The sequence below is a fragment of the Allorhizobium undicola ORS 992 = ATCC 700741 genome (genome assembly GCF_000621665.1).
GTDB lineage: Bacteria > Pseudomonadota > Alphaproteobacteria > Rhizobiales > Rhizobiaceae > Allorhizobium > Allorhizobium undicola.
Genome location: NZ_JHXQ01000006.1, coordinates 56,048 through 79,288, shown reverse-complemented (window position 1 = coordinate 79,288; position 23,241 = coordinate 56,048). Strand labels below are relative to the sequence as shown.

Here is a 23,241-nt window from a genome sequence, read left to right as displayed (position 1 = left end):
TTCATGACGCAGTCTTCTTCCTCTTCGCAGTCTCAGCCTTCTGCCGAACAGCGCCTTGCCATTGTCGGCATGGCCGGACGCTTTCCCGGCGCCTTGAGCATGGATGGCCTCTGGCAACTCATGATGGAGCGGCGCGACGCCATACGTCCCGTCCCGCAAGATCGCTGGGATGCCAGCCAGCCGCTCGATCCGCAAAAAAGCGTACAGGCGGTGGGCGGCTTCATCGACGGTCTGGACCAGTTCGATCCCACTTTCTTCGGCATTTCTCCGCGCGAAGCCGAAGACATGGACCCGCAGCAGCGCCTGATGCTGGAAGCAAGCTGGACGGCGCTGGAAGATGGAGGGCAAAGGCCGGAGACGCTGGCGGGACGGCGCATTGGCGTTTATGTCGGCGCGTCATGGCATGATTACGAATTGCTGCGCAAGGATCATGGTGCGCCCACCACGCAGCATTCCATCGTCGGCAATGCGCTCGATGTCATCTCCTCGCGGGTTTCTTATTTCTACCGCTTCAAGGGGCCGAGTCTTACCGTGGAAACCGGCTGTTCTTCCGGCATGGTTGCCATGCATATTGCCGCGCAGGCCCTGGCCAATGGCGAAATCGAAGCAGCGCTTGTGGGCGGGGTCAATCTCGTGCTGGCGCCCGATGTTTCGATCGGTCTCACCCATTTCGGCGGGCTTTCGACGGTTGGGCGGTGCCAGGCCTTTTCCGCCAGTGCCGATGGCTTCGTGCGCGGTGAAGGCATCATCGCCTTTTATCTGAAGCGGCTGGAAGATGCCGTGGCGGCTGGAGATCGCATTCATGCCGTGATCGTTGCCTCCGCCGTCAACAATGACGGCGGCGGTGACAGCCTTGTCACGCCAAGCCCTGACGGTCAGGAGGACCTTCTTTCCACCATTTACGGCAAGGCGGGCGTTGCCCTTGAAGATGTGCGCTACATCGAGGCGCATGGTACGGGCACGGCGGTTGGCGATCCCATCGAGGCCGGTGCCATTGGCCGCGTGATCGGGCGCGAGCGTAAGGAGACAGGGCTGGAGCCCATTATTCTCGGATCGGTCAAGACCAATATCGGGCATCTGGAAGCCGCCGCAGGTCTTGCGGGTCTTTCCAAGGCGGTGATGGCCGTGGAGCATCGCGTTGTGCCGCCGAACCTGCATGGCGACGTTCTGAACCCGTCCATCGATTTTGCCGCGCTTGGGCTCAAGGTTCCCGATGCGCCCGTCGCATTGCCGGCCGACAAACCTTTCTATGTCGGGGTCAACTCTTTCGGCTGGGGCGGCACGAATGCCCATATCATTCTTGCACCTGCGCCGGACCAGCAGCCTGCGCCCGCCAAGAACGATGGAACGCCGGTGCTTCTTGCTCTTTCCGGCCATAGCGAGGCGGCGTTGAAAGAACGCGCCCGCCAGGTGATCGATCTTCTGGCGGCAAAGCCGCAAGACGCAGCCGAAATTGCCGGAACCCTTGCCTTGAGACGCGGCCATCTGATGCGGCGTGCGGGTTTTGTTGGAACGGATGCCGCATCGTTGAGCGAAAGCCTCGAACACTGGCTGGCAAATGGCGAGGAAGGGGAGTTTGGCGTAACCGGCAGCGCCAGAAGCCGGGGCAAGATCGCCTTTGTTTTCCCCGGACAGGGATCGCAATGGGCGGATATGGGGGTACGGCTTCTTGAGGAAAGCCCGGTTTTTGGCAATGTCATGCAGCGCTGCGCCGCAGCGCTCAAGCCCCTTGTCGATTGGGATCTGATGGAAATTGTCTCCGGCCGCGCCGGGACGCAATGGCTGGAGCGGGTGGATATTGTCCAGCCGGTGCTGTGGGCCATGATGGTTTCGCTGGCGGCGCTATGGCGTGAAGCGGGTATTGAGCCTGATATGGTTGTTGGCCACAGCCAGGGCGAAGTGGCGGCTGCAACCGTGGCCGGAATGCTGAGTTTCGAAGATGCAGCCCGTGTGGTTGCCATGCGTTCCTCCATCATTCGCGGCAAGGCCGGGCGTGGGTTGATGCTGGCCGTCGATCTCGATCTTGCCGGGGCGAAGGCGGCACTGGAAGGCTTCGAGGACCAGATTTCCATTGCCGTCAGCAATGGCCCGCGCTCCACCGTGCTGTCTGGCGATGCCGATGCCGTGATGACGCTGAAGGAGCTGCTTGACGCGGAGGAAACCTTCAACCGGCTCATCAAGGTGGATTATGCCTCGCACAGCCATCACATGGACGAGTTCAAGGAGGAACTCCATGCGTCGCTGACCGGCATCAAGCCCATGGCGGGAGACGTGCGTCTCGTCTCCACCGTCGAGGTCCGCGACATGCGCGGCGAGGAGCTTGACGCCGCCTATTGGGTGCGCAACCTGCGTGAGCCCGTGATGTTTGCCGATGTGATGACCGGGCTTTTTGCCGAAGGCGTCACGCATGTCATCGAGGTTGCGCCGCATAAGGGGCTTGCCCCGGCCATCGAGCAATTGGCGGCAGATCAGCCAGATCCGCCGGTGGCCTTGTCCACCATGCTGCGCGACAAGGGCAGCCTGAAGGACGTGATGCTGTTTCACGCGCGTGCCTATGCCGCCGGGCTTGATCCCTTCGGCCTTCTGCCGCGCGCAGATTATCCGCTGCCAGCCTATCCGTGGCAAAGGACGAGCTATTGGGTGGGTGCGCCGCGCCGCAAGGGTACCGGCCGGGCCGGGCTGGAGGTCGAGCTTCTGCCGTCGGCCACCGAGCCCGATGCCTGGGAGGGCGCGCTCGACATCGGTGTTGACGACAATCCGTGGCTCGTGGACCACAAGGTGCATGAGGCCGTTGTCTTCCCCGGCGCTGGCATGATGGCGCTGGCGCTTTCGGCGGCCCGCGCCCGCACCGGCATCATGCCCGCGCAATTGAGCGCGGTGAAATTCACCGGCGACCTGACGATAACCGACCAGCCCGTGCGCGCCAGCCTGACCGTGCGGGATACGATTACCGATGGTGGCGAAATCAGCCTGCGTTCGCTGGAAGCGGGCAGCACGGTCTGGGCTGCCAATGCGACGGCCCGTTTCCATAATCGCCTGTCTCCCACCGAAACGCGGCGTTTTCCCGAGCATCTGCTGGGAGCTGACCTTCTCTCGGTCGAAGCCTTTTATCAGGCAGCTTCGGCGCGCGGCATCCATTACGGTCCCGCCTTCCAGGGCATAACTCGCCTGACGCGGGAGGCGGGGCAGGTGCTGGCCGAGATTTCGTTGCCAAAGCCCGCCCGCGCCAGCGCCCGCCCGCATGGGCTGCATCCAGCGCTTTGGGATGCCGCCTTGCAAACCTCGCTTGCGCTCTTCGATGGTTCCAGCACCGTGGTGCCGGTGGAGGTGGCCAAGGTTGCCTTCTTCACCGATCCCGCCCAGCCGGTCACGCAGGTCTTTGCCCATGCCAGCCTGAGGGGAGAGCAGGGTGGTTCTCCCCGTTTCGACATTTTCCTCTATGCCGCCGACAAGAGCCCGCTTGCCTCCATGGAAGGCATTGCCTTGCAGGTTCTGGAACAGCAGGACGGGCAGTCCGATGCCGATGCGCGGCGTTTCCGCCTCGATTTCATTGCGGCGCCGCGAACGGGTGAAACGGCGGAGGCTGCCTGGCTGGTCTATGGCACGGCAAGGGATGGCGCGGATGACCTTGCTGCGGCTCTTTCAGCCGCTGGCGGGCAGGTCACGCGGGTGATCTCCGGGCCGCTTCCGGCCAATGCCGAGGTTGCCGGTATCGTTTATGTCGCGCCGAAGGCCGAGGCCGGTATAGAGGCGCAAAAGACCGGATTGCATGAACTTGCCGCCGTGGTGCGGCAGGCAGGGGCTCTCGCCTCCCAGCCACGCCTTGCCATTGTCACGGCTCATGCCCGCAGTCTCGCCACGCCGACGCCCGCCGATCCGGGCGCAGGGCTTTACTGGGGCTTTTTGCGGGTTCTGCGCCGTGAACACCCCGAGCTTCAGGGCTTGGTGATCGATGTCGATCCGCAGGCCGGAGACTGGGCGGCGCAAACGGCGCTGGAACTTCTGTCGCTCTCCGGCGAGGATCAGGTCGTGCTGCGCGAGGCAGGCCGCTTCGTTGGCCGGCTTGCCCAGGGCGTCCGGCAGGATGAACCTGAGCCCGTGGCATGGAACACGCCCGCCCAGCCCTTCCGGCTGGTCTCGGCGCGTCCCGGCTTCTGGGATGGTCTCGAATATCGCCCGCTCAGCCGCACGGCACCCGGAAAGGGCGAGGTCGAGGTTGCGGTCAAGGCCGCGGCCCTCAACTTCATCGACGTCATGAAGGCCATGGGCACCTATCCGGGTCTCGACGAAAAGTCGTCGCGCCTTGGCGGGGAGTGCGCGGGCGAAGTGGTGGCGGTTGGCGAAGGCGTGAGCGAGCTTGCGGTGGGCGACCGGGTCGTGGCCTGCGCCTTCGGCTCCTTTGCCTCGCATGTCACGCTGGCGGCAGGCCATGTGCGGCCCATTCCGGCAAAACTCTCCTTCGAAGAGGCCGCCGCATTGCCGTTGGTCATGGCAACCGCCTGGTATGGTCTGGTTGACCTTGCCGGTCTGGAAGAGGGCGAGACGGTGCTGATCCATTCGGCCACCGGCGGCCTTGGCCTTGCCGCCATTCAGATTGCCCGGATGCGTTCGGCACGCATCATTGCAACGGCAGGCAGCGAGGAAAAGCGCGCGCTGCTGCGCGGCATGGGCATTGAGCATGTCTTCTGCTCGCGCACGCTTGACTGGGCCGACGCCGTGCGCGAGGTGACGGAGGGACGGGGCGTCGATGTCGTGCTGAACTCCCTGACGGGGGCGGCCATTCCTCTTGGTCTCGAATGCCTTGCCGAAGATGGCCGCTTCATCGAAGTGGGCAAGAAGGACATTTACGGCGGCCGTTCGATCAATCTTGGTGTGTTCAAAAGCCGTATTTCCATCTCTGCCGTCGATCTTGCCGGATTGATGGAACGCCGTCCCAAACGCTTTGCCCGGTTGATGGCCGATGTATGGACGGCGGTGGATGCGGGCAGGCTTCAGCCCTTGCCCCTCATGACCTATGATTTCGCCAATGCCGCCGAGGCTTTGCGCACCATGGCGCAGGGCAATCACGTCGGCAAATTCGTGCTGTCGGCGCCGGAAACGGTGACGCATGTTGCGCCCGAACCTTTGCGGGCCGGACGTTACCGCGCGGATGCGACCTATGTGATTTCCGGCGGTCTGGGTGCGCTCGGTCTGTCGCTTGCCGCCCATCTGGTCGCGCATGGGGCAGGGTCCATTGCTCTTCTGGGGCGCTCAGTGCCTTCCGCCGAAGCAGGCGAGGCGATTGCGACTATGCGCGCCGGGGGTGCAAATGTGCGAAGCTTCGCCGTGGATGTGGGCGACCGTGCGGCGCTGGCAGGCGTTCTCGATACCATTCGCGCGGAAATGACGCCAATTCGCGGCATCGTTCATGCGGCGGGTCTTCTGGACGACGCTCTGATCGTCAACCTCACGCCAGATCAGGTGCAGCGCGTGCTGCGGCCCAAGGTGGATGGCGCAATCCATCTCGATCAGCTGACCCGGCAGGATCCGCTGGATCTCTTCGTGCTGTTCTCCTCCGCCGCCTCGTTGTTCGGCAATGCGGGTCAGGCAATCTATGCCTCCGGCAATGCCTTTCTCGATACGCTGGCCGAGCGCAGACGGCAGGAGGGGCTTGCCGCCCTTGCGGTCCAGTGGGGACCGTTCGCTGAAATCGGCCTTGCGGCCAAGGACGATATTCGCGGTGCGCGTCTCGAAGAACGCGGCATGGGCAGCTTTACGGCGGATGAAGGCTGGCAGGCGCTGACACGCTATCTCGTCGAGGGCGAAGTGGCGGTGGGCTATGTGCCGCTCAACCTGCGGCAATGGTTCGAGGCCTATCCCGACACGGCGGCGCAGGCGAGCTGGCACCTGCTGCTGGAGGCCTCGCGCAGCGGTGGACAGGCCACCGGCGGGCAGGATTTCAAGCTCCACCTCCAGTCCGCCTCCGAGGAAGAACGCCTGGCGCTGGCCGAAGAAAAGGTGCGTGAGCTTGCGGGCCGCGTGCTGCGGCTCGATCCGGCAAGCTTCGCATCGGATGTGCCTTTCAAGTCTCTGGGGCTCGATTCCCTCATGGGTCTTGAACTGCGCAACCGGCTGGAGGCGGCTTTCGGCCTGAAGCTCTCGCCGACGCTGTTGTGGACCTACGGCAATGCAAGGGCGCTGTCGGCCGTGCTGTGCCAGCGCATGTTCGCCGAAGCTGCCTGATCCGCAATTCCCGACATCTCAAGGGTCGCCTGCCGGGCCATCATGCCCGGACGGCACCCGACCGAAAGAGGTAGACCAGATGGAAACCAAATCTGCCGCCACGCCGCTGACCCGCGCCCTGGATACGATCCGCAAGTTGAAAGCCGAACTCGATGCCCGCGGCACCCGTCAGCCGCTTGCCATTATTGGGGTTGGTATGCGTTTTCCCGGCGGCATCGACGATCTTGCCACCTATTGGCAGGCCTTGAGCGAGGGTCGCAACCTCGTTGCCCGTATGCCGGAAAAACGTCGCGCCCGCTTTGCCGAGGAGTGGGAGAGTCTGCCGCACAAGGGCGGATTTCTGGAAGATGTCACGGGTTTCGATGCCGCCTTTTTCGGTATCAGCCCGCGCGAGGCCAAGGCTCTGGACCCGCAGCACCGCCTGCTGCTGGAGGTTAGCCAGCAGGCACTGGACGATGCAGGCCTTGCTCCCGAAAGACTGAAGGACGCCACCACCGGCGTTTTCATCGGCATTACCGGCCAGGATTATCGCGACTGGCAGGGTGACGATCCCGATGCCTATTGGGCAACCGGCAATGGCCATTGCTTCGCGGCGGGCCGCATTTCCTACACGCTTGGCCTGACAGGTCCGGCCATGGCGGTGGATACGGCCTGTTCCTCCTCGCTCGTGGCGGTGCATCTGGCCGCGCAGGCCATTCGGCGCGGCGAGTGCGACGTGGCGCTTGCAGGCGGCGTCAACCTCATTCTTTCGCCGCGTTCCACCCGGCTGGTGCGCGAAACCCGCTCTCTCTCGCCCGATGGGCTTTGCAAGGCTTTCGATGCCCGCGCCAACGGCTTCACCCGTGGCGAGGGCGGCGGTATGCTGGTGCTGAAGAAGCTCGATCAGGCGCTTGCCGATGGCGACCGCGTGCTGGCGGTGCTGCACGGCTCGGCGCTCAATCAGGATGGCCGCTCCAGCGGCTTTACCGCGCCCAACGTGCTGGCCCAGACCCGTCTTCTTGAGGCGGCCCTTGCCGATGCAGGGCTTCAACCCGCCGACATCGGCTATATCGAAACCCATGGCACCGGAACCTCGCTTGGCGATCCCATCGAAATGGAAGCGATCGTCGGCGCCATTGCCGGCAAAACCGATGGCGCCCCGCTTCATATCGGTGCGGTAAAGACCAATATCGGCCATCTGGAAGCTGCCGCCGGGGTGGCAGGCCTCATCAAGGCCATTGCCTGCCTGCGCCATGGGGCGCTTGCGCCCATCGTGCATTTCGAGACCCTCAATCCGCGTATCGATGTTTCCGGCACGGGCATCGGCTTTCCCCGGTCCGTCACGCCGTGGGGGGCGGCCGGAGCCTATGCGGGCATCAGTTCCTTCGGCATGAGCGGCACCAATGCCCATATCATTCTGGGTCCGGCGCCCGCTGTCGAACCTGTCAAGGCGGATATCGCAGGCTTTGAAATTTCGGCGCGCAGCCAAGGCCAGCTCGCATCGCTTGCCGCTGATTATCGCCAGCGGCTCGAGGCGCTGGACGACAGCGCCTATCCCGCCTTTGCCTATACGGCCAGTTTCGGGCGCGCGCGCCAGCCGGAGCGGGTTTTCATATCCGCGAAAAACCGCAGCGAGGCGCTGGCGGCGCTTGCCGTCCTGGCGGCAGGAGGCTCAAGCCCTGCAATCCTGACGGGGCCAGCCATTCCCGCAATCGATCCCGCTTCGCTGCCGCGTCAGGTCGTGAGCCTGCCGGGCTATCCCTTCGACCGCCAGCAACATGCCCCGGCTCTGACGCAAGCGAAGGCAGAAAAGGTCAGGTTCGAAGGGGAGAGTATCACCGCCGCCACGCCTTCACCGCAACCTTCAGAGCATCACGCCGAGCCGCCCGCGCTGCATGTCATCGAATGGCAGAAGGCCACGGCACCCGCCGTTTCGGCTGGCGGCCCCACGCTGGTGCTGGCCGGTGACGACGAGGCGGTTCTCGCCCCGCTTGCCGCACGGGCTGCGGCGCTTGGCTGCACCTTCGAGCGTGCCAGCGTTTCGGCTTTGTCCATCGGGGCGCCTGTTCTGGCTGGCAAGGAAAAGCGGGTCATTCTGCTTGGCCTTCTGGCGCCGCCCTTGCCGGAAGCGGTTGATGGCGAGGACATTGCCGCAAGGGGCGCTGCCTTCTGCGCTGAGATCGTCGAGGCCCTGCGGGCCGCTCAGGCCTGTGGCGGAAGGCTGCATGTCATCACCCGTGGCCAGCATTGCGTGCTGCCGGACGAGCGTCTTTTCCCCTCGCATCAGGCTTTGCTGCATGGTCTTTCGCCGGTTCTGGGGCTTGAATATCCTGAGGCCTGGGGCGGTATCGTCGATATTTCCGCTTCAGGTTTCAGCCAGAATGTGGAGGCAGAGGCCGCGGGCATTCTGACCCATGCTCTTGCTGGCGGGGTGGAGGATCTCGTGGCTGTTCGCGAGGGTACGGTTTATCTCGCCCGGCTTGCTCGCGCGCCTGCAAGTTTCCGTCCGGCTTTGCCGGTGAAGCCTGACGCAACCTATCTCATGACCGGCGGGCTTGGCGGCATAGGCCGGGCAACGGCCATGCAGCTTGCGCGCTCCGGCGCCCGCCATCTGCTGCTGATCGGTCGCACGGCAGGTTCAGCGCTTTCGCAGGAGGCGCTGAGAGGCCTTGATGATCTGGCCGCCCTCGGCGTGACGGCTCGCTATGTCGCTGCCGATTGCGATGACGGCAAGGCACTTGAAAACGCAATCTCGCAGGCGCTCGAAACCATGCCCGCCCTTGGCGGCATCATCCACGCTGCGGGCAGCCTTGCGCCCATGCCGGTCGCAAGGCTTGACGCCAAGGGTTTCGAGGCGGCGCTGCGTGGCAAATATTCCGGCGCCTGGTGGCTGCATCTCATCGCACGCCGCTACAGGCCGGATTTCTTCGTCACCCTGTCATCGGTCACTGCCGTCTGGGGCACGGAAGGCTATGCGGCCTATGGCGCGGCCAATGGCGGGCTGATGGCCGCAGTGGGGGCGGAAACGTCCGATGGCCGGGCTGCCGCAAGCATTGCCTATGGGCCATGGGCGCTTGACGGCATGGCCGACGCCGCTGCCCGCGCCACCTTCGAACGTCTCGGTGTCAGTGCCCTTGACGCGGGGGCGGGCATTGCCGCGCTCACCGCCACGAGCCCGCGACCGGGCAGCGAACTGATTGCCTGCGACGTTCACTGGGACCGTTTCCGTGACGTGATCGGCAGCCGCCGCAAGCGGGGCATTTTCGATAATCTTGGGGAGAAAGCCCGTATGAACATCTCGCATTCTCCGGCGGCCACCGCCATTCTTTCCCTGCCGCTCAAGGCGCGTGCCGCTGCCGCCCGCGAGGAGGTGCGCAAGATCGTTGCTGCCATTTTAGGTTTTGCCGATGGTGCCGCCGTGCAGAACGATGTGGGCTTTTTCGATCTTGGCCTCGATTCCATCATGGCGGTGGATCTGGCCCAGGCCATCAGCGCCGCTTTCGAGATCGACCTTTCGGCGGCTGCCATTCTCGATAATGCGTCCGTAACAAGCCTTGCCGCCCATGTGGTGGAGCAATTGGCAAGCCGTCCCGCCGCCCTTGCCCCGCAGGCGCCGGTCGCGCCCATCATGCCACCGGCCGTGCTGCCGCCATTGCCGCCGCTTGGCACCTATGCGCCGCCGCAGGAGGCCCGCGCGAATGCCGTGTTCGGGGCAGGCCGGGAACCCATCGCCATCATCGGCATGGCGGGACGTTTTCCCGGCGCCGATACGCTGGAGGAATTCTGGCAGGTGCTTGCCGAAGGGCGCGATACCGTGGGCAAGGTGCCCACTGAACGCTTCGATGTTACCGGCCTTCACGATGCCGATCCGCTGGCGCGGGGCCGCATCACCACGGATCAGGGCGGCTTTCTTTCCGATCTCTCCCGTTTCGATGCACATTTCTTCAATATTCCGGCGCGTGAAGCCGAGAGCCTTGACCCGCAGCAGCGCCTGCTGCTGGAAACCGCATGGCACGCGCTGGAACATGCCAATATCGATCCGCGCTCGCTGAAAGGCACGGCCACGGGCGTTTTCCTCGGCATTTCCAATTCGGATTATGCCCGCCTTCTGGAAGAGGGGGGCCTTGGCGAACTCGATGCCTATTTCGGAACCGGAACGGCGCTCAATGCCAATGCGGGCCGCATTTCCTATAATCTTGGCCTCAATGGCCCGGCGCTTGCGGTGGATACGGCCTGCTCTTCCTCGCTGGTCGCACTGCATCTTGCGCTGCGTTCGCTGCGCAGCGGGGAAAGCGACTGTGCCCTTGCGGGCGGCGTCAATGTCATCACCGCGCCATCCTGCTCGGTGGCCGTCAGCCGGGCGCATATGCTCTCACCGGATGGGCGCTGCAAGACCTTTTCCGCCGATGCCAACGGTTTCGTGCGGGCCGAAGGCGTGGGCATGGTGGTGCTGAAGCGCCTTGCCGATGCGCGGCGCGACGGCGATACGGTTCTGGCCGTCCTCAGGGGCAGTGCCGTCAACCATGATGGCGCGTCCTCCGGTCTGACCGTTCCGAGTGGCAAGGCGCAACAGGCCGTGATTGCCGCAGCCCTTGCCGATGCGGGCCTTGCCGCTTCGCGCGTCAGCTATCTGGAAGCGCATGGAACCGGCACGTCGCTCGGCGATCCCATCGAGGTCGATGCCGCCCATGCCGTGCTGGGAGCAGGCCGCGCGGCGAACGAGCCTTTGCGTCTGGGATCGGTCAAGAGCAATATCGGCCACGCGGAATCTGCCTCCGGCATGGCGTCGATCATCAAGACGGTGCTGGCGTTGCAAAACCGCACACTTCCGGCAAGCCTGCACAGCGGCAGCCTCAATCCTCACATTCGCTGGTCCGACCTCAATGTGGAAGTGGTGCGGCAACTCACCCCGTGGGAAAGCCGGGAAACGCGGGTTGCAGGCATTTCCGGCTTCGGCTTCAGCGGCACCAACGCCCATGTCATCGTGGAGGAATACCGCGATGCCGATGCATTGCCGGTTATGGCCGCCGACGGACCGTTTCTGCTGCCGCTTTCCGCACCGGATGCCGATGGGCTGGAGCGGCTGACGGCAGGCTGGGCGGCACGGTTGAAGCAGGGCGGTGATGGCAATCCTGCCGGTCTGGTGGCTGCGGCAGGCAAGGGACGCGCCCATTTTGCCAGGCGTCGGGCAATCACCGCTAAAGGTCGGGATGAGCTGATTGCGGCACTGGAAAGTGCAAAGCCCGCGCATGACGGGCTGGAGGAGCCGCGCATCGCTTTCCTGTTTTCAGGTCAGGGCAGCCAGTATTTCGGCATGGGCCGGGAGCTTTACGAGACAGAACCGGTGTTCCGCGCCGTGATCGACGATTGCGACCGCATCCTTGCGCCGCATTTTGCCGGACGTTCGCTGCGGGAATTCATCCTCTTCGGCGCTGACAAGGAGGCGATCAACCAGACATGGATCACCCAGCCAGCGCTTGTGGCGCTGGAACTGGCGCTGGCCGAGCTGTGGAAGGCCTATGGCGTAACCGCTTCCATCGTCCTTGGCCACAGCGTGGGCGAAATCGCAGCCGCCATTTATGCGGGTGTCCTCGACCGGGCATCCGGTCTGGCGCTGATCGCCACCCGCGCCCGTTTGATGCAAAGCGCCGAGCGCGGTGCAATGCTGGCCATTTCCGCCCCGGCTGACGCCGTTTCCGGCTGGATTGCCGGTACCACGCTGGACATTGCCGTCATCAACGGCCCGGAGGCAACGGTGGTTGCCGGTCTTCAGGCGGAGATCGATGCGCTGGCCGAGCGCTTGAAGGCGGAAAAGATTATGGCCCGTCCGCTCACCGTTTCCCATGCCTTCCATTCGCGCATGATGGAGCCGGTTCTGGGCGAGCTGGAAGCGCGCATTTCCGCCTTTGCCTATGGTGCGCCGGAAATCCCGATCGTCTCCAATGTCACCGGCAAGCTGGCAGGTCCGGCAGAGTATAATGCCGCCTACTGGTGCCGTCATGTGCGACAGGCCGTGCGTTTCAGCGATGGCTTGCAGGCGCTGGCGGGCTTTGGTGTGGATCTTTGCCTTGAGATCGGCCCGGACAAGACGCTTGCCCATCTCACCACGGCGGCAGGGCTTGCACCGCGTCGCGGCGCGACCCACTCGCTCAAGCGCGGCGTCAGCGACCGCCAGATCATGCTGGCTGCCGTCAAGACGCTTTACGAGGCCGGGCAGGATTTCGATTTTGCCGCCGTCAACGCTTATCTGCACGCACCGGCCCTTTCCGCGCCGCTCTATCCCTTCGCCGAAACCCGCTACTGGACCAAGGTGCGGCCTGCCGCCCGTCAGGCCGCAGCATCAGCGGGACCGCGCCGCCATTGGGGCCGGGAAGTCCGCTCCCCGGCCATTCATGGCCGGGTTTTCAGCTTCGAACGGGATTGCCATTTTCCGGCCTATCTCACTGATCATCGCCTCTATGGCACGGTGGTCACGCCGGTGGCCTCGCATCTGGGCACGGTGTTTTCCGCCCTTGCGGCAAGCGGCAAGCGCGTGGTGATCGAGGATATGATCTGCCCGAGGGCGCTCGTCATTCTCGACGGGGAAAGCTTCGAGACCCAGATCATCATCGGCGAGGGCGCCAATCCCGACCTTGCGGTAAAAAGCCTGATCGATCCCGGCCAGGGCATCTGGCAGGACCATTTGATGGGCCGGTTGGCCGACAAGGCGCCGCGCGCCGGACTGACCGTGGACCGGCAGGCCTTCATTGCCTCCGCCGAGCGCCATATCAGCGGCGAGGATTTCTACGCGCATTTCCGCTCGCTGGGCTACACGCTCGGGCCGTCCTTCCGCTGGATCGCGGATGTGTGGATCCGCGGCGAAGAGGCCGTGCTGCGCTATGCCCAGCCGGACCTTCCCGACGCGCGTAACGATTACGAGATTTATCCCGGCCTGATCGACAGCCTGTTCCAGTCCATCGCGGGCTTCATGGTTGACGATACGGGCGATGAGGCCCCTTCGCTTGCCATTCCCTTTTCGGCGGCGCGGCTTTCGCTGCATCGGCCAGCACCGGCGGGCAGCGAGCTTTGGGGCTTCGTGCGGATCGGCAAGGCAGACCCGTTGCCCAATGGCAGGCTGCGGGTTGAAACCGCCGATCTTCACCTCTTCGACGCCGAAGGACGCTCCTATCTCTCGGTGGATGATTTCCGCGTGCGCCATGCCCCGCGTGAATTGCTGCAACGCAGCCTGAAACGCGGCGTGGATCACGCCTACCGGCTGGCCTGGAAAAGACATGAGCCGGTGGCCGCCCCTGCCCTCCCGAGTCTGGCCGTGCTTGGGCCGCTTGCGGCGGTGGGCGGGCTTGAGGAATGGCTCTCCGGCAAGGGGCTTGCAACAGGGCAGGCGGTGGAGCTTGCCTCCAGGATCCTTGATCTCAGCTTTGCCACGATTGGTTCCGTGTCTGCGGCGGATGTGGAACACGCCGTGGTGCAACTGGCCGAGAATATTCGCAACGCGCCGCGCCAGACCCCTTATATCGTTCTAGCCGACGGCCGTGTTGAAGCCTCCCCTCTGCGGCAGGCGCTGTGGGGCATGTTGACCGCCCTTGAAGCGGAGGCGGCCGACCGCAGGCTGGTGCGCATCACGCTCTCGCCGGAGGCAAGGATTGAAGACATCGGAGCGGCAATCACCGGCGAAATCACCGAAACGCGCTTTAGCATCGAGGCGGGAGGGGTGCAGGCGGCACGGTTGCAGCCAATCGAGGAGCAGGCGCCGCAATGGCAACTGAATGGCAGCGTGCTGGTGACGGGCGGCCTTGGGGCGCTTGGCCTGAGCGTGGCGGCCATGGCGGCGGCCAGTGGCGCCAGGGGCATCGTGCTCATGGGGCGGTCCCAGCCGGATGAGGTGACACGGCGCGTCATCAGCGACCTTCAGGCGGGCGGCACGGCGGTCGTCACTGTTGCCGGTGACATTACCAATCCGCAGGATTGCACCCGCGCCATCGATGCTGCACGGGTGATTGCGCCGCTGGAAGCCATCTTCCATCTGGCGGGCATTACCGATGACCAGGCCTTCGAGCGGATCACGCCGGAGTCCTTCGCCCGTGTCTTCAGCGCGAAGGTGCGGGGTGCCGAAGTGCTGCTCAAGGCGGCCGAGGACGAGACCAAGGCGAAGCTGGTGTTCTTCTCCTCGGTTTCGGCAAGCCTCGGTTCGGCAGGTCAGGCAAGCTATGCCGCAGCCAATGGCTATCTCGATGGTCTGGCCCATGCCCTTCGCGCCCGTGGGGTCAATGCCACCAGCATTTCCTGGGGGCCGTGGGTGCCCGCGGCCAAGGGGGGGCTTGCTGCCGCCGGGCCTGCCGCAAAGGCTGCCGAGCGCCTTGGCGTGCATGTGATCACCGACGACATGGCGCTGCCCTTGCTGTCGCTGGCCGCGGCGGGAGGCGAGACGCATATCGTTGCCGTTTCTGCCGATTTCCAGGCCTTTGCGGCGTCCATGGGCCATCATCCGCGCGCCGCGACGCTGGAAAGCCTTGCCGGGACGGCGGGCGCGCCGGGCAAGGGCGGGGAGGCCGATTTGCGGGCCAAGGGGTGGCTTGCACAGGAGCTTGGCCCGCTTGACCCGGAGGATCGGGCCGAGCGGCTGCATGAGGTGCTGAGCGACATGGTGGGCGAGGCGATCGGCGACCGCGATGCGGTAACGGATGAGACCGGCTTTGCCGATATAGGGCTCGATTCCATCATGGCGATCGATCTCAGGGCCAAGCTTGCGCAGGCGCTGAATACCGATCTCCCGGCCACCATTGCCATCGACTATCCAAACCTGCCCCTGTTGAGCGGCTTCCTGCTGCAATTGCTGCCGGTCGCAGGCGAAGAGCCTGATAAGGAGCAAGCGGGGACCGTTGCGCCGGCGACGGAAGGGGAGACATCGCAGCAGTCGCTGGAGGATCTCATCCGGGCGGTGAAGGACGATCTGGCCAATTTCTGAGCATCGAACCAAACGCGGCACCTTCGCAAGAAGGTGCTTCCACAGGCAGGAAGAGACAGCATGAACGAGCAGGATCTCAGAAAAATCATCGAAGAACAGCTGGCCTTGTCACGGCGGCTGAAGGCGCGCATCCAGGCGCTGGAAGCCGGACAGCGCGCCCCGCTTGCCATTGTCGGCATGGGCTTTCGCTTCCCCGGCGGGCTGGACCGGCCGCAGGCCTATTGGGACTTTCTGACGGGGGAGGGCGATGCGCTGAGCGACATTCCCGATAACCGTCCGGGTCTGAAGGCAGCCTATGATCCGCGTGCGGACCAGCCGGGCGCCTCCTATGTCAAGCGGGCTGGCTTCCTTGCCGATGTCGAGCATTTCGATGCCAAATTCTTCGGCATTTCCGCCCGCGAGGCAGAGGCGCTCGATCCGCAGCAACGCCTGCTGCTGGAAACCTCCTGGGAGGCCATGGAGCGGGCGGGCATTGCCATTCGGCGCAACGAACGGCTGAATGCCGGGGTTTTCGTCGGGATCATGGCCAGCGAATATCCCGAACGCCGGTTAGGGCAGGAAGACAGGCTGTCGATCGATCCCTATTTCGGCACGGGCGGCGGCCATTGCTTTGCGGCAGGCCGCATCAGCTATGCCATGGGCTTTTCCGGTCCGGCGCTCAGCGTGGATACGGCCTGCTCCTCCTCGCTGGTGGCGCTGCATCTTGCGGCGCGCAGCTTGCGCAGTCAGGAATGCCGTTACGCGCTGGTTGGCGGCACCAACCTGATTTTTTCGCCTGAACTGATGATTTCGCTTTGCCAGAGCAAGGCGCTGGCGCCGGACGGACGCTCCAAGACCTTTACCGGCGAGGCCAACGGCTATGGACGCGGAGAAGGCATCGGCACGCTTGTGCTGATGCGTCTGGACGATGCCGAGCGTGAAGGTCGTCCTGTTCTCGCCGTATTGCGGGGAAGTGCCGTCAATCACGATGGAGCCTCTTCCGGCCTGACCGTGCCGAGCGGCCCGGCGCAAAAGGAGGTGATCGCCGCCGCCTTGAAGGATGCCGGATGCGATCCCGCCGACATTGCCTATGTGGAAGCGCATGGTACGGGCACCTCGCTTGGCGATCCCATCGAAATCCAGGCGCTGGACGCCACGCTGGGATCGGCAGCCGAAGGCAGGCCAACCGCCCTGCGGATCGGCAATGTCAAATCGCGCATCGGCCATCTGGAGGCGGCTGCCGGTATTGCCGGGATCGTGAAGGTGGTGCTGTCGCTGCAAAACGGTATCATCCCGCCCGCCCTTTCGCCGCGTGATGCAGGCCTGAGCCCGATGATCGACTGGAAGGCGACCGCGATCGACGTGCCCCGGAAAGCCGTTCAGTGGCCTGATGCCTATGCCCGCCGGCTTGCCGGGGTCAGCTCCTTTGGCTTGAGCGGCACAAATGCCCACGCCATTTTCGAAGCATGGGAAGGACCGGCTGCGGATGGCAAGGTGCGAGGCGAGCGGGAGGAACTGGTTCTCGTTTCGGCCCGCGATGCCTCGGCGCTGAAGGCGCTGGCGCTGAGCTATGCCGTGCAGTTCGAGGTGGCCGACCACGCTCTGACAGCCGATCTTGCCCATACCAGCCGGGTTGGCCGTACGCCCTTGCCCATCCGTCTGGCTGTGACGGGCAGGGGAGGTGTCGCGATTGCCGCGGCGCTCGAACAGGCTGCGCGCGGGCCGGTGCCCATGGATCCGGCAAGACCCGTCAAGCCGGTTCTTCAGGCAGGCGACGAGGAAAAATGCGCGGCCCTGCTTGCCCATCTCGACGCCGAATTTCCCGCGCTGTCGAGCCTTGAGACCGCAAGGCGGCCGCAGGAAAGGCTGGAAGCGCTGTTGAAGGCCCTCGGCCTGCGGGCGCAGAAGGAAAAGAGCGAGGCCGGACAACCTTGCCTGAGCGTGCAGGACAGGCAATTGCCGCTGCTGGGCAAATCCGCCCGCGAAACCTGCACGCTTTTCCTGAAAGCGCTTGGCGTGCTGTTCACGCATGGTGTCGATCTCCGGCTGGAGGCTTTGCGGGGGGAAGGTGCAAGCATCACGCCCGATCTTCCCGTCTACAGTTTCCAGCGTCAGCGTTTCTGGATCGAGGAGCCGCTCCAGCGTCAGGGCAGGACTGGCGCCTTGGCGGAGATGGTGCAGTTGCAAACCGACGACGAGGACAAGGCCGGGCGCCGCGATCTCGTATCCTTTGTGGAACGTGAACTGGCCGAGCTGCTGCGCACCGATGAGGCGCTGGATCAGAACCAGACCTTTCTGGATGTCGGGGGCGATTCCTTCATCGCCATGCTTTTGAAAAAGACGGTGGAACAGCGCTATGAGATCGATCTGCCCATGGATGCGCTGGCAACCGATGTTCCGCTGAAAACGCTTTATGACGGCATTGCCGACTATATCCTGAAACATACAGGTGAAGGGGTGGCAGCCGAATGACCGACCTGATCCGTCCTCGCCCCCTGACAAATCCGGACTTTCGGCTGGTGGTCTTTCATCACGCTGCCGGTTCTTCCAGCACTTATTTCGGGCTCAGCCGTCATATGCCGCCCAATGCCGAAATGCTGCTGCTGGATCTGCCGGGCAGGGGCAAACGTCACCGCCAGCGACCGGAATCAACCATGGAGGGGATTGTCGGATCGGTCCTTCGCGATCTCGATGGATTTCTTGATCGGCCTCTGGCGCTGTTTGGCCACAGTCTGGGCGCCGTCATTGCCTTTGAGGTGGCTGCGGCGCTGCAAGCAAGGGGTTGCCCCGCTTTCTGGCTCGGCGTTTCCGGGCGCCAGGGGCCATCGCATGTGAGCGCCAGGCGCGGGCTTCAGGATTTGCCCGCCCCGGCGCTCATGGCCGAACTGATGGCGCTGGGCGGTATGCCGGAACGCTTTCTTGAGGTGCCTGACTTTTTGGAAATCGTGCTGCGAAACGCCCGTGCCGACTTTGCGGCCATCGATCACTATCTCGCCGATCCCGCCCGCTCGCCCCTCGATCTTCCGGTAACGGCGTTTGCCGGACGGCAGGATCCCTGGGCGCCGCCCGCCGTCATGGAATGCTGGGGCGAGGAAACCACCCGCAGCTTCAGCCTGCATGAGTACGACGGCGGGCACTTCTACTTCATGGGCCAGACATTCCCCGTGCTGGCAGACCGGGTGATGGAGGAAATCATGGCGGCATATTCGGCCCGGCCAGCACTGTGCGCTGCTGTTTCATAGAGCCCCTTATTTCTGAAGCAGAGGGCCGGGTATTTTCGTTTCACCCGGCTCGGATCATTCTCTGAATACAGATAGGTTATTTCGAATGTATTTTATATCTATGATTGAATTTAAAACGATACACAATTTAACTCTGTTCAATAATCCCGTTTGATGTAGTCTGCGGCGATGCAACCACGAAGGCTCGGGAGTTCATCATGGCTCGTATTGTTGAATCGACCATCGACATTCATGCGCCGGCGCGTGATGTGTGGAATGTGCTTTTGGCCTTTTCCACCTTCCCGGAGTGGAGCCGGTTCATCCTTGCAGCCGAGGGCCATCCGGCGCTGGGGGAGCGGCTTGCCCTGACGATGAACGACGGAGGCGGCGTCATGACCTTCAAGCCGGTGGTCGTTGCCTGCGAGCCGCAGCGCGAATTCGGCTGGCGCGGCACGGTTGGGGCATCCTTCCTGTTTTCCGGCGAGCATCGCTTCATCCTTGAGGCGCGCGCTGATGGCATCACCCGCTTCGTGCATCGTGAAAGCTTTTCCGGCTGGCTTGTGCCGCTGTTCTGGAAAACGCTGAATACCCGCACCCGCGCTGCCTTTGCTGCGTTCAACATCGCTTTAAAGGAGCGTGTCGAGGCGCTGAACAAGGCAGAGGCACATTCATCCTGATTGCTGTTCGCAGCCTTGCACCGGAGGCTGAAGGTGCAGACGGATTTTATAAAAACATAATTAAAGCATATATTTAATATGGGGATGGCTTGAGCGTCTTCTCCCCTGTCAACTGAAAATCGTCCTGGGACTGGCGATCATGAAAAAAGAGAGATTTGCAATCTCGGGGCCGGTCGCAGACGGCCGCGGGCATGGTTCGGGCATGACGGGCCGGATTTCAGGCTGGCTTTCCGGTCTGCTTGGCCGCAGGGTTACGCCGCAGGTAACGCGGCCGGAGGTGGCCATCGTCTATGCCAGCCAGACCGGCAATGCGGAAAATCTGGCGCGGGATGCTGCCGCCATGGCCGCCCATCAAGGCGTACTGGTGCATCTTGCGGCATTGGACGACATGGATGTTCATGATCTGGCGAATTTTTCCACGCTCATTGCCTTTGTCTCGACCTATGGCGAAGGCGACATGCCGGATAATGGGCAGGCCTTCTGGCAAGCTCTTACTGCGGCGGAAGCACCCTTGCTGGAGGGGAAGCGATTTGCGGTTCTCGGTCTTGGAAACTCGTCCTATCGTGATTTCTGCCGGGCAGGGCGGCAGCTGGATGCCCGGCTTCATGCGCTCGGCGGGCACCGTTTGCTGGAAAGGCTGGACTGCGACGTCGAATATGAGGAGGTCGCAACGCAGTGGATAGGAAAGCTGCTTGCAACGTTGGCAGATCGAACCGGAAAGCCGGAGGCTGCTCGCGGCGAGACAGTGCAAGCTTATTCCGTGCGCAAAAAAACATTTTCGCCTGCCCGCCTCGTGCGGCATATCCAGTTGACGGCACCCGATGCGTCTCGCGATGTGCATCATCTCGAATTCGATATTGCCGACACGGGGCTGACCTATCAGGCGGGAGACGCCGTGGGCATTCGTCCCGTCAACGACCCTGAAATCGTGAAGGCGATCCTGTCCTTGCTCGGTGTCGGCGCCGAGTATGAGGTGGGGGGCCGGCCCATTTCCGCTGTGCTTGAACGGGAGGTGGAATTGCGAAGCCCGTCCGCCGATCTGATCCGCGCGCTTGCCGAACAAAGCCGCGACGAGGCGATTCGGCGTCTGCTCGCCGAGGGTGACATGGACGCAATTGCAACGCTGTTGCGGCGTGGCGATGTGCTGGATGCTTTGCGGCTTGCACCAGCGGGAGACTTTTCGCCCGAAACGCTGCTGCCCTTGCTGAAGCCGCTCCAGCCCCGCAGCTATTCGATTTCCTCCAGCCCGCTTTGCGATCCCGGCAGGCTGCATATTACGGTTGGAAGCCTGCGTTACCAGAGCGATCTACGCTATTATGGCGGGGCCTGTTCAACCTATCTTGCCGATCGCCTCAAGGATGGTGCGTGCGCGGATATTTGTATTCTTCCCAATAGCGGCTTCAAGCTGCCGGAAGATGCCTCCCGCCCGGTGGTGATGATCGGTCCGGGCACGGGAATCGCGCCCTTTCGTGGCTTTCTGCGGGAAAGAGCGGCAAAGGGTGGCGGCGGCAGAAACTGGTTGTTCTTCGGCAACCGCAATGAGAAAAAAGACTTTCTCTACCGTGAGGACCTGCTGGAGGCCCATCGCTCCGGTATCCTGCACCGCCTCGATCTTGCCTTTTCGCGGGACCAGTCGGAAAAGATCTATGTGCAGCACCGGATACTGGAACGGGGTGCGGACCTCTGGGCATGGCTGGAGGAGGGGGCGGCAGTTTACGTTTGCGGCGATGCAAGCCAAATGGCGCGTGATGTGGAACAGGCCCTCATGAATGTCATAGCCCGCCATGGCGGCATGAGCCCGGAACATGCCAAAGACTATCTTGCCCGGATGAGAAGCGAAAAACGCTACATGCGCGACGTTTATTGAGGACGGTCGATTTACCCTTGAGCATCGGACGAAGAATTCATCGTTTGACTCTTGGTGTGTGTTTTTTAATCGTGACAGAGCAAATCACCGAGAATGGCCGAATGAACGAAACAAAATTTCTAAAGTTGATCGCCGATGTAAACAAAATTATAACACCGATTGATAGCGCGATACGGTTCCCCGAAATTCTCGATATTCTTTACGAGAAATATGCGGGTCACATTGAGACATTTTGCCAAATAATTAAGGAAAGTCAGTCAAGTGGCGAGGTGCTAAAGCGTATACGCCAACCGGATCGCGATGCGGATGAGCGTATGGCGCTCCTCAAAATGTATCGCCGCTGCGTGTCTCCGGTCCTCGACACAGAGTCAACAAAAAAGATTAAAAAAATCAGTACGGAATCTCTTATTGAAACCTTTGGAATGACCTTCAAGCCCATCGATAAGCTGAAAGAGCAGTTTGAAGACCTTTCTCCAGAAGCCCGCTTCGCGCTTGCTGCCCTGATTGGCGAGTATGATGCAAGGGGCCAGTCAGGATATTTGCTCACCGGCTTGTTTTTTGACTGGTTCGAAGAGCGCTTTAAGGGTTTTTTTACTATAGAAGGCCCACGCGGTGCTGGCCGGGATATTGAGCTATCGACCATTTACCCGGAGTTCAAAAGCGCATTTCCCTGCGACTTTGTTGTTCGTCGCCCAGCGGACAGTGAAGTCGTGGCAATCGGCTTTGCCCGCTATGACTCGACTCGAGGCGGCGCCCAATCCGACGACCGCACAGGCGGCAATGCCAACAAAGTGGAGAAGGCCAAGGCCTTCGACAAGGTGACACCCACGAAGTTCAAAATCATATTTTTGTCCGATGGTCCTGGTCTCGTACACGCAGATACGTGGAAAGAGTCCTGCGACCTAGACGGCGATTGGGATGGCAGAGTGAGAGTTATCACCCTAAAGTTGGCGGAAAAGCGAATAACCCCCGAGTGGCTCAACAGTTAAATTGACCCTAGCACTTCGATCTCATCTCGGTAAGATGCATAAAGACGGCTATCGGTATAGAAAGCACATTCATGGGCAGCAGCCTGACGTTCGCCGATAAACGCGAACCTAGGCCCTTCCGTACGTTTCTTGTTGACGTAATCGCCCATTGCTTCGAGGCCATGACGCATTCTCCGCAGCGTAGCCTTTGCAGCCGTGAATGAGGCATCTATGCCGATGAATCGCCGGTGGAGGTCGCGTGCGGCTTGAAGGGTTGTTCCAGACCCGCAGAAGGGGTCGATGACAAGGTCATCCTTCTCGGAGGAGGCCCCTACAATCATTTTCAGCATGTCGAGATTCTTTTCCGTCGGATAGCCCGAAATCTGAATGCTCTGGTGGTGGGCATCGCGGTATTGATCCCAATAGTCCGTTAGTGCTCGCTTCTTTTCGGAAGTCCAGTACACCTTACGGCGTGGATTGCCGTTCTTCGACCAATAGATGTTACCGACCCTGTCCAGCTCTTCTAGCTTGGAAGGGGCATATTGCCAGTGCTTTCCAGGCGGCGGCATCATGTCCCGCCACGGCATTCCGGTTTCACCGTTCCTGGTGCCAGGCGCATGAATTGGCACCAACTTGTAGCGACGGCCCAGCTCGTCAACGTGCGGATATTCCTTCAACACCCAATCGTCTTCGGCATCAACGCCCGGCTGGTTCCACTTGTAATTTCGGCTTTTTGTGTAGAACAGTACGAAGTCGTTTAGGTTCGCGTACTGCTTACTAGTGAAGTTCTTGCTGCTGCACTTTCGACGCGTGATGATGTTGCGAAACTTATCGGCGCCGAAGATTTCATCCATCAAGATTTTAAGATGGGCTACCATCTGGTGTCCGATATGAACGTAAATGGAGCCGTCATCCGTCATGCATTCGCGCATGAGGATAAGGCGCCGCCGCATAAACTCGATATAGGCAGCTTGGCCCATGCGGTCGTTATAGGCGTGCTCCAGGCCACGTGAATGAAAGTGCAAGCCGGTGGCATAAGGCGGGTCAAGATAAATCAATGTAGCCTTGCGTTGAGCCTGCATAAGCTCTTTGAGCGCGAAATAATTGTCGTCTAAGACGAATGCGTTGTCAGAGAAGGTAGGCGATTCGAACGCGCCGTCTTTCGTGAGGCATAAGAAATGCCGCTTGACAGGCGAAAGGACATCAGTGAGCTGGGCCTTGTGAGGGTATGTGAGCTCTGCCTTGTTCTGATCGGTCGGAAGTGCCAATTCTTCCTCATAAAAGTTGTGTGCGGAAATGGCATCTGGTGAAAGTTGCTCTCGCTTAGTGATGCCTGTCGCCATGTCATTCCCTCTTTAGGTAA

General features: G+C 62.2%; 8 protein-coding genes. 7 read left to right on the top strand and 1 reads right to left on the bottom strand.

Annotated elements, in window-relative coordinates; all coding sequences use genetic code 11:
- Positions 1 to 3: 3 nt before the first annotated feature.
- From T424_RS0108755 to T424_RS0108725, 7 genes are all read left to right on the top strand, one after another.
- A complete protein-coding gene (locus T424_RS0108755; protein ID WP_027487388.1) occupies positions 4 to 6,222 on the top strand; it encodes a type I polyketide synthase in 6,219 nt (2,072 codons plus the stop codon).
- A 79-nt stretch (positions 6,223 to 6,301) separates the two neighbouring features.
- On the top strand, positions 6,302 to 15,166 hold the full coding sequence (locus tag T424_RS0108750; RefSeq protein WP_027487387.1) for a type I polyketide synthase: 8,865 nt from the start codon (positions 6,302 to 6,304) through the stop codon (positions 15,164 to 15,166).
- Positions 15,167 to 15,226: 60 nt separating this feature from the next.
- Positions 15,227 to 17,617, top strand: a complete 2,391-nt coding sequence (locus T424_RS20590) for a beta-ketoacyl synthase N-terminal-like domain-containing protein (RefSeq protein WP_027487386.1) — start codon at positions 15,227 to 15,229, stop codon at positions 17,615 to 17,617.
- Complete coding sequence (locus T424_RS20585) at positions 17,614 to 18,387, top strand: thioesterase II family protein (protein WP_051558885.1); 774 nt, start codon at positions 17,614 to 17,616, stop codon at positions 18,385 to 18,387. The genes T424_RS20590 and T424_RS20585 overlap by 4 nt, the downstream gene beginning before the upstream one ends.
- Positions 18,388 to 18,584: 197 nt before the next feature.
- The gene (locus T424_RS0108735) at positions 18,585 to 19,043 is read left to right on the top strand and encodes an SRPBCC domain-containing protein (protein ID WP_027487385.1); all 459 of its coding nucleotides are present in this window, start codon (positions 18,585 to 18,587) and stop codon (positions 19,041 to 19,043) included.
- A gap of 139 nt (positions 19,044 to 19,182) precedes the next feature.
- Complete coding sequence (locus tag T424_RS20580) at positions 19,183 to 20,910, top strand: diflavin oxidoreductase (protein ID WP_051558884.1); 1,728 nt, start codon at positions 19,183 to 19,185, stop codon at positions 20,908 to 20,910.
- 101 nt (positions 20,911 to 21,011) lie between these two features.
- Complete coding sequence (locus T424_RS0108725; RefSeq protein WP_037067097.1) at positions 21,012 to 21,899, top strand: hypothetical protein; 888 nt, start codon at positions 21,012 to 21,014, stop codon at positions 21,897 to 21,899.
- Here T424_RS0108725 and T424_RS0108720 read toward each other — a convergent pair.
- Entirely contained in the window at positions 21,896 to 23,221 is a 1,326-nt protein-coding gene (locus tag T424_RS0108720; RefSeq protein ID WP_027487383.1) for a site-specific DNA-methyltransferase, read from the bottom strand. The genes T424_RS0108725 and T424_RS0108720 overlap by 4 nt on opposite strands.
- Positions 23,222 to 23,241 lie beyond the last annotated feature (20 nt).

Coding starts and splice junctions, on each gene's coding strand:
- T424_RS0108755 (WP_027487388.1), top strand. CDS start 4: ATGACGCAGTCTTCTTCCTCTTCGCAGTCTCAGCCTTCTGCCGAACAG.
- T424_RS0108735 (WP_027487385.1), top strand. CDS start 18,585: ATGGCTCGTATTGTTGAATCGACCATCGACATTCATGCGCCGGCGCGT.
- T424_RS0108725 (WP_037067097.1), top strand. CDS start 21,012: ATGAACGAAACAAAATTTCTAAAGTTGATCGCCGATGTAAACAAAATT.
- T424_RS20585 (WP_051558885.1), top strand. CDS start 17,614: ATGACCGACCTGATCCGTCCTCGCCCCCTGACAAATCCGGACTTTCGG.
- T424_RS0108750 (WP_027487387.1), top strand. CDS start 6,302: ATGGAAACCAAATCTGCCGCCACGCCGCTGACCCGCGCCCTGGATACG.
- T424_RS20580 (WP_051558884.1), top strand. CDS start 19,183: ATGAAAAAAGAGAGATTTGCAATCTCGGGGCCGGTCGCAGACGGCCGC.
- T424_RS20590 (WP_027487386.1), top strand. CDS start 15,227: ATGAACGAGCAGGATCTCAGAAAAATCATCGAAGAACAGCTGGCCTTG.
- T424_RS0108720 (WP_027487383.1), bottom strand. CDS start 23,221: ATGGCGACAGGCATCACTAAGCGAGAGCAACTTTCACCAGATGCCATT.